6 protein-coding genes are annotated in these 6794 nt (G+C 66.6%); 5 read left to right on the plus strand and 1 reads right to left on the minus strand.

All coding sequences use genetic code 11. The features are described from left to right. The 5 genes from VN419_RS14320 to VN419_RS14340 all read left to right on the plus strand — a co-directional run. On the plus strand, nucleotides 1-852 hold an 852-nt coding region (locus VN419_RS14320; RefSeq protein WP_325647896.1), incomplete at its 5' end, for a lyase family protein. A 2-nt stretch (nucleotides 853-854) separates the two neighbouring features. Next, the gene (gene pyrE / locus VN419_RS14325) at nucleotides 855-1415 is read left to right on the plus strand and encodes an orotate phosphoribosyltransferase (protein WP_325647897.1); all 561 of its coding nucleotides are present in this window, start codon (nucleotides 855-857) and stop codon (nucleotides 1413-1415) included. A gap of 69 nt (nucleotides 1416-1484) precedes the next feature. Then, entirely contained in the window at nucleotides 1485-2753 is a 1269-nt protein-coding gene (locus tag VN419_RS14330; protein ID WP_325647898.1) for a L,D-transpeptidase family protein, read from the plus strand. Further along, a complete protein-coding gene (locus tag VN419_RS14335) occupies nucleotides 2753-3433 on the plus strand; it encodes a hypothetical protein (protein ID WP_325647899.1) in 681 nt (226 codons plus the stop codon). Before VN419_RS14330 ends, VN419_RS14335 begins: the two co-directional genes overlap by 1 nt. Then, nucleotides 3405-5273, plus strand: a complete 1869-nt coding sequence (locus tag VN419_RS14340; protein WP_325647900.1) for a M14/M99 family metallopeptidase — start codon at nucleotides 3405-3407, stop codon at nucleotides 5271-5273. The genes VN419_RS14335 and VN419_RS14340 overlap by 29 nt, the downstream gene beginning before the upstream one ends. Before the next feature lie 481 nt (nucleotides 5274-5754). Here VN419_RS14340 and rlmB read toward each other — a convergent pair. Then, nucleotides 5755-6794: 23S rRNA (guanosine(2251)-2'-O)-methyltransferase RlmB (gene rlmB, locus VN419_RS14345; protein WP_325647901.1), on the minus strand; the 1040-nt coding region annotated here is incomplete at its 5' end.

Genomic DNA, 6794 nt, shown 5'->3' on the forward strand with positions numbered 1-6794 from the left:
CTCAAGATGGCCGGCTTCTACGCCGAGTTCGCCCGCCACAAGGAACGTTTCGCCGCCGCGGTGGAGAACATCCGCGTGGGCAAGATTTCCGGCGCGGTGGGCACCTACGCGCACCTTTCCCCGGAGCTCGAGGCCCACGCCTGCGAACTCCTCGGTCTCGCGGTCGACCCCGTGAGCACCCAGATCATCCAGCGCGACCGCCACGCGCACTACTTCACCGCCTTGGCTCTGCTCGGCGGCGGGGTGGAGCGCCTGTGCACCGAGCTGCGCCACCTGCAGCGCACAGAGGTGCTGGAGGTGGAGGAGGGCTTCGCCAAGGGGCAGAAGGGCTCCAGCGCCATGCCCCACAAGAAGAACCCCATCAGCGCGGAGAACCTCTGCGGCCTGTCGCGCCTGCTGCGCACCAACGCCATCGCCAGCATGGAGAACATGCCCCTGTGGCACGAGCGCGACATCAGCCACTCGTCCGTGGAGCGCGTCATCATGCCCGACTCCACCATCCTGGCCGACTACATCCTGAACCGCCTGGCGGGCCTGTTGAAGAACCTGCGCGTGATTCCGGAGAACATGGCGCGGAACCTGGAAGGCTCCTATGGGCTGTTCTATTCGCAGCGCGTGCTGGTGGGCCTCATCGACCTGGGCCTGCCCAGGCAGAAGGCCTACGAGATGGTCCAGGCCCCGGCCATGCGCTCTTGGGACACCCGCCATTCCTTCAAGGAAGAAGTGTTGAGCGACCCGCAGATTCGCGAACACTTAAGTCTAGAAACTCTTGAAAGATTGTTCGACCCCTGCTATTACCTGCGCTACGTGGCTGCCATCTTCGAGCGGGTCTTCGGCAAGGGACAGGAGTGATCGTGAACGATTCCAAAGCGAAACTTGCGCGCCTGCTCATGGCTTTGTCCTATTCCGAGGGGGATTTCGTCCTGACCTCCGGCCGCAAGAGCGACTATTATTTCGACTGCCGCCAGACCGCCCTGAACCCCGAGGGCTGCTATCTCATCGGAAAGCTGTTTTTGGAGATGCTTGAAGGCTCCGGCGCACGCGCCGTGGCCGGCATGACCATGGGCGCGGACCCGCTGGTGTCCTCCGTGGCCGTGCTCTCGCACATCGAGGGCCGTCCCATCCCCGCCATCGTGGTGCGCAAGCAGTCCAAGGGCCACGGCACCAACCAGTTCCTCGAAGGTCTCAAGAATGTTCAGCAGGGCGACACCATCGCCCTGCTGGAGGATGTCGTCTCCACCGGCGGCTCGCTTCTCGCCGTGGCGGAGCGTGTGCGCGCGGCCGGCTTCACCGTCGGTTCCGTGCTCTGTGTGCTTGATCGCGAAGAAGGCGGGCGCGAGGCCCTGGCGGGTGCCGGGCTTGAGCTCAAGTCCATTTTTACGCGCAAAGAGCTTTTGGCCGCTGCCAAAGGCTAGGTGAAAACGGGCGTCCCGGTCGCCATCGCGCAGGGACCGAACGGGCGCCGCAACCGACGCGGAAGAGCCTTGAAAACCGTACGCACCATTTTCTTTCTGGCAAGCCTTGCCCTGGCTCCGGCCCTCGCACTCGGTGCGGGCACCGGCTGGGAGACGCACGTCTCCTCCCAGCCCACCAGCCCTGAAATGTTCCTGGGCATCGACAAGGACTCCCAGACCTTCTTCATGTTCGGGAAGAAGAGTCCGCTCGAGGTGCTGCGCAAGCTCACCTGCGCCACAGGACAGGCCCAGGGCGACAAAACCCGCGAAGGCGACAAGCGCACGCCGGAAGGCGTGTACTTCGTGGAGGACAAGGTCCCCGGCAAGCTCGACTTCGAGCTTTATGGCGACCGGGCCTTCAGCCTGAACTTTCCCAACCCCGTGGACCGCCTGAAGGGCAAGACCGGGCACGGCATCTGGATCCACGGCCGCGGCAAGCAGCTCGTCTCGCAGGATACGCGCGGCTGCGTGGCCCTGACCGCCCAGGACATCAAGAGCCTGGACGGGCAGATCCCCTCCGGCACGCCGGTCATCATCGCCAAGAAGCTCACCTGGAGCAAAGACCAGGGCAACGACGCCACCTCCCAGCAGCTGGCGGAGCGCGTGCGCCAGTGGGCCAGCGACTGGCAGAACAAGCGTGAGCGCTTCTTCGACTACTTCCAGCCGGAGAAGTTCTCCCAGACCGAGGGCATGCCCTTCAATCAGTTCAAGAGCCACAAGCAGGGCATCTTCAACCGCCAGCCCTGGATCCACGTCATGGTCGACAACATCCGCGTCATTCAGGGCCCGGACTACGTCGTCACCACCTTTGAGCAGTACTACCGCACCCAGGACCTCGTTTCCGCCGTGGGCAAGCGCTTCTACTGGCAGAAGGAGAAGGACGGCGCCTGGCGCATCGTGGGCGGAGAATACACCGACGCCTCGCCCAGCCTGGAGACCCGCTACCTGTCCTCCAAGAAGGGCGAGGTGGACAAGATGCTCAAAGGCTGGATGGAATCCTGGCTCGCGGCCGACATCGACAAGTACATGGCCTACTACGCGGACGACGCCAGCAACGGCAAGCAGTCGAGCGCCAAGGCCATCCGCGACTTCAAGAAGGCCCTGTGGGCGAGCAAGACCCCGGTGCGCATCGCGGCCGACAAGGTCGAGGTCTCCATGCATAAGCAGGGCCTGAAGGTGAGCTTCCAGCAGAGTTATGAAGACTCCTCCGGCCATTCCGACAAGGGCCCGAAGACCCTTGTCATCGCTCCCAGAGGCGACGGCTGGGTCATCCTGAGCGAGAACTGGGGCAAGAGCTGATGAAAAACGCCAGCTACAGCGTGTTGTTCATGCGCGATGACGCGGACGTGAAGACGCTCCGCGTGAGCCCGCGCAGGCTCAGGCTGTTGCTGTGGGTTTCCGCCGGGCTCGGCGTGGTGGTGCTCATCGGCCTCATCGTGGGCCTGCGCTCCTTTGTGGGCTATCGCAGCCTGCTTTCCGAGCGCCGCGACCTGGAGGTCAAGCTGGCCGAGGTCCAGGTGGACCTGGAACGCCTGGGCAACCTGGACAAGCTGCAAAAGGGCGGCGCGCCCTCGGCCAAGGAAAACGGCAAGGAAGCCGGGCACGCTCCCGACAAGTCGCCCCAGGCGGCCGGCCGCGCCTTTGCCAAAATAAACAGCGGCACCATCGGGGTGGAGAACTTCAAGGCCCAGCTTTCCGGGGGCTCGCTTTCCACCACCTTCGACCTGAACAACAAGGCGCAAGGATCGGCCTCCGGCTCCATCAACCTGCTGTTGCTGCGCAACGACGGCTCCCTCACCGAACTCGACGCCGCCACCGCCTCTGACCTGACCTACCAGATCCAGCGCTTCAAGCGCATCTCCGCAGCCGCCCGCGTGCCGGAAGGTGTCACCCGCCGGGAAGCTTTGGGGCTGCGGGTCGAGATCAAGAATTCCGACGGGGAAGTGATCCTTGGCGAAACCTACTCTCTGGGCAACTAGCCTTCTTTTGCTGCTGCTGGCCGCCGCGCTGCCCGCGCAGGCCGCAAGCCGCTCCAGCTTCGTGTTCTTCGAGGGCACGCAGTACCCGCTGCCCGTGGTCTTCATCCAGGGCGAGCAGCCCGGACCCACGGTCATGGTCCAGGGCGGCATCCAGGGCGACGAGCCCACGGGCTTCCTGGCCGCCCAGCTTCTGGCCGAAAGCCGCGTGGTCAAGGGCAACCTCATCGTGGTGCCCCGCGCCAACGTGCCCAGCATCCACGTGCACCAGCGCGCGGTGAACGTGGACATGAACCGCCGCTTCGACCGCGACTACAACCAGTTCTATGAGGATCGCCTGGCCCGGGCCGTGCGCTTCCTGCTTTCGCAATCAAGCGCCCTCATCCACCTGCACGAGGGCTCCGGCTTCTACGATCCCGTGTACGTGAGCCCGCTCCGGAACCCCACGCGCTGGGGCCAGTCCGTCATCATCGACGCCAACGTGCACGACCGCCTGGACCTCGCCCGGCTGGTGAACGCCGCCCTGGCCGAGATAAACGCCAGCGTGAAGGAACCGGACTACCAGTTCAAGCTCTTCAACACCCGGACGTTTGAGGCCGACAGCCGCTATGCCCAGGAAATGCGCAAGTCCCTCACCTTCTACGCTCTGGCCAACCTGAACATCCCGGCCATGGCCGTGGAGGTCAGCAAGAACATCGGGGCGCTGGGCTGGAAGGTGAAGCACCAGGTCTACGCCACCAGCATCCTGCTCAAGCACTGCGGCGTCGAGGTCGTCACCCCGCGCATCGACGAGAACGAGGTGCAGCGCCTGTACGAGCGCGACTGCAAGCCCAAGATCAACGGCAAGACTCTGGACGGCCAGCCCCTGGCCATAGCCCCGGGCGGCACCATCAAGGTCGATCCGGGCTCCACCGGCAAGGGCGATGCCCACGGGCAGGTGGTGGCCGTGTTCGCCTCCGACCGCCAGGGCGTGAACCTTGTGGATTCGCCGCGCATGGCCCTGGAGCGCTTCCAGCAGCTGGAAACCCGCGTGGACGGCCGCAAGGTGGGCACCACCACCGTGCGCTTCGCCGGAGAAATGCCCCCGCCGCTGCCCGCCGGTCCGCCGGTGTTCGTCTGCTGGCTGAACGGCAAGCCCGTGCAGGTGAAGCAGGGCGAGACCCTGCGCGCCGTGGTGGGCGACCAGCTCGTCATCGAGGGCGTGCTGGGCAGCAAGTGGAAGGAAATCCTGAACTTCAAGGGCTACACCGCCCGCCCGCACGACAACGACGGCCAGGACATGGGCTGGGAGATCATCCTCGACCCCGAGGCCTTCATCGACAAGTACCGCCTGCCCTCGCCCACGCCCGGCGCCGCCCGCTACCAGGTGGTGCGCGAGACCGTGGGCGCCCGGCCGTCCTCGTTCTACGTGGACGTGGAGCCGCGCAAGGTGCAGACCCTGAAGCTCCTGGACGCCAAGGGCCAGACCATCACCGTGCACTGGGCCAGCGGCGGCGAGATTTCCCTGGCTCCCGGCGAGTACACCGTGGCCGAGACCACCAGCAACGGCCCCGCCAGCCGCATCCTGCCCCTTGCAGGCAACAGGCCCGTGAAGCCGGGCGACAAGTTCCGCGTGGAAGCGGGCAAGCCCATGCTCTTCTCCCTGCGGCAGGCCACGACCTTCGCCGCCCTGGGCACCATGACCCTGGTGCCCAAGCCGGGCGCCGTGGCCAAGGAGGGCGCCCAGGACAAGGTGGCCGACAAGGCCGCGGAGATACCCACCGACAAGGTGGCCGAGCAGCCCGCCAGCAAGACCCAGCAGCGTCTGTCCGGCACGCCGGTTCCGAAGAAGAAATTGTACTAGGAGAAGAGCAAGGGGCGCTGCCCCTTGACCCCGCCAGAGGGCACGAGGCCCTCTGGACTCCCTGTGGCGCGGGGTTTTGCTGTGACGGCGCAAAGACGCCGTCACAGCAAAACCCCGCGCGGTGGATCGGGCGGAAGGGGCCCAGGTCTGGGGCATGCGTCGGCCCCGGCGTCCTCACCCGTGTGCCCGCCGAACATGCGAAAGTCCTACGGGCCTGCCGCCTCACCCAGTCCTGCCCCAAACGAGAAGCCCCGGAGCGCAGAGCGCTCCGGGGCTTCTCGTTTGGGACACGGGCACAAGGATGAAGTGGTTTCCGAATCCGCCAGGAAAGGCGCTGGAGACGCCCCCGTTGGCCACCCTGCGTGGGGTCTTTGCCCGGCGGCTTCCGCGCCGGGCAAAGACCCCACGCCACAGGGAGTCCAGAGGGCCTCGTGCCCTCTGGCGGGGGTCTGGGGGCAGAGCCCCCAGATATCCCCTTGCCTTACAGCTGGCCCAAACGCGCCAGACAGATGGCGGCGGCCTGGGCCACGTTCAGGGAGTCGAAACTACGCTTCAGCGGAATGGCGAGGCGCTGCTGGCAGTGCTTGCCCACGCCGTGGCGCACGCCTTTTTCCTCGCCGCCCATGACGAGCACGGCGGGCAGGTGGATGGCGGCCTTGTACAGGTCGTCACCCTCGGCATCGGTACACAGGATGGATAAACCGGCCGCGTCGCAGGCGTCCAGGGCCTGGCTCATGTTGGTCACGCGGGCCACCGGCAGGTGGTGCAGCGCACCGGCGCTGGCGCGCATGGCTCCGGAGCCGATGTAGGCCCCGCCGTGGCGCGGCACAAGGAGTCCGGCCGCGCCAAGAGCCCAGGCGGTGCGGGCGATGGCGCCCATGTTGCCGGGGTCCTGCACGCCGTCGAGGGCCAGCAGCACGGGCAGCGGCGCTGCGGCCACTGAAGCGATGAGGGTGTCCAGGTCAGCGTATTCCACGGCCGCGGTGACGGCGACGACGCCCTGGTGCGTGCCCGCGAACAGGCGGCGCAGGAACATGTCGTCCACGAACTGCACCTTGATGCGGTTCTCGTCGGCCAGGGCCACGATCTCCTGCACCTTGGCGTCGCGCTGGCCCTTGCGCACGAAGATGCCGTCGATGCGCTTGGGCGCGGCCTCGAGCAGCTCGCGCACGGGGTTGCGCCCGGCGGTGACGCTTTTGCCGTCTTCGGGCTCCGCGGCCGCCGCCGTTGCGGGGCGCGGCGCGGCGTCCGGGCGTTCAGGCCGATCGGGGCGGCCGGGGCGGCCGGGCTTGTCGTAGCGGTCGGTCTTGGTGAACTTGCCGGGCCGGGCGGAGCCTTCGGGCCGGTCGCCTCTGTCCGATCTCTCGGCGCGGGCGCGGGGCGGGCGCTGGGCCACGTCCCCGGCGTTCTTGGCCGGGCGCGCCGGGGTGGGGAAGGCCGCGGGCGGGGTGTCGCTCAGGTCGATGTCGATGTCGAAATCGAAGTCATCCACGCGGGCGGTTTCACGCGGGGCTTTTTTTT

Source organism: Humidesulfovibrio sp. (genome assembly GCF_035560995.1).
Classification (GTDB): Bacteria; Desulfobacterota; Desulfovibrionia; order Desulfovibrionales; family Desulfovibrionaceae; genus Humidesulfovibrio.

Coding starts and splice junctions, on each gene's coding strand:
- VN419_RS14335 (WP_325647899.1), top strand. CDS start 2,753: ATGAAAAACGCCAGCTACAGCGTGTTGTTCATGCGCGATGACGCGGAC.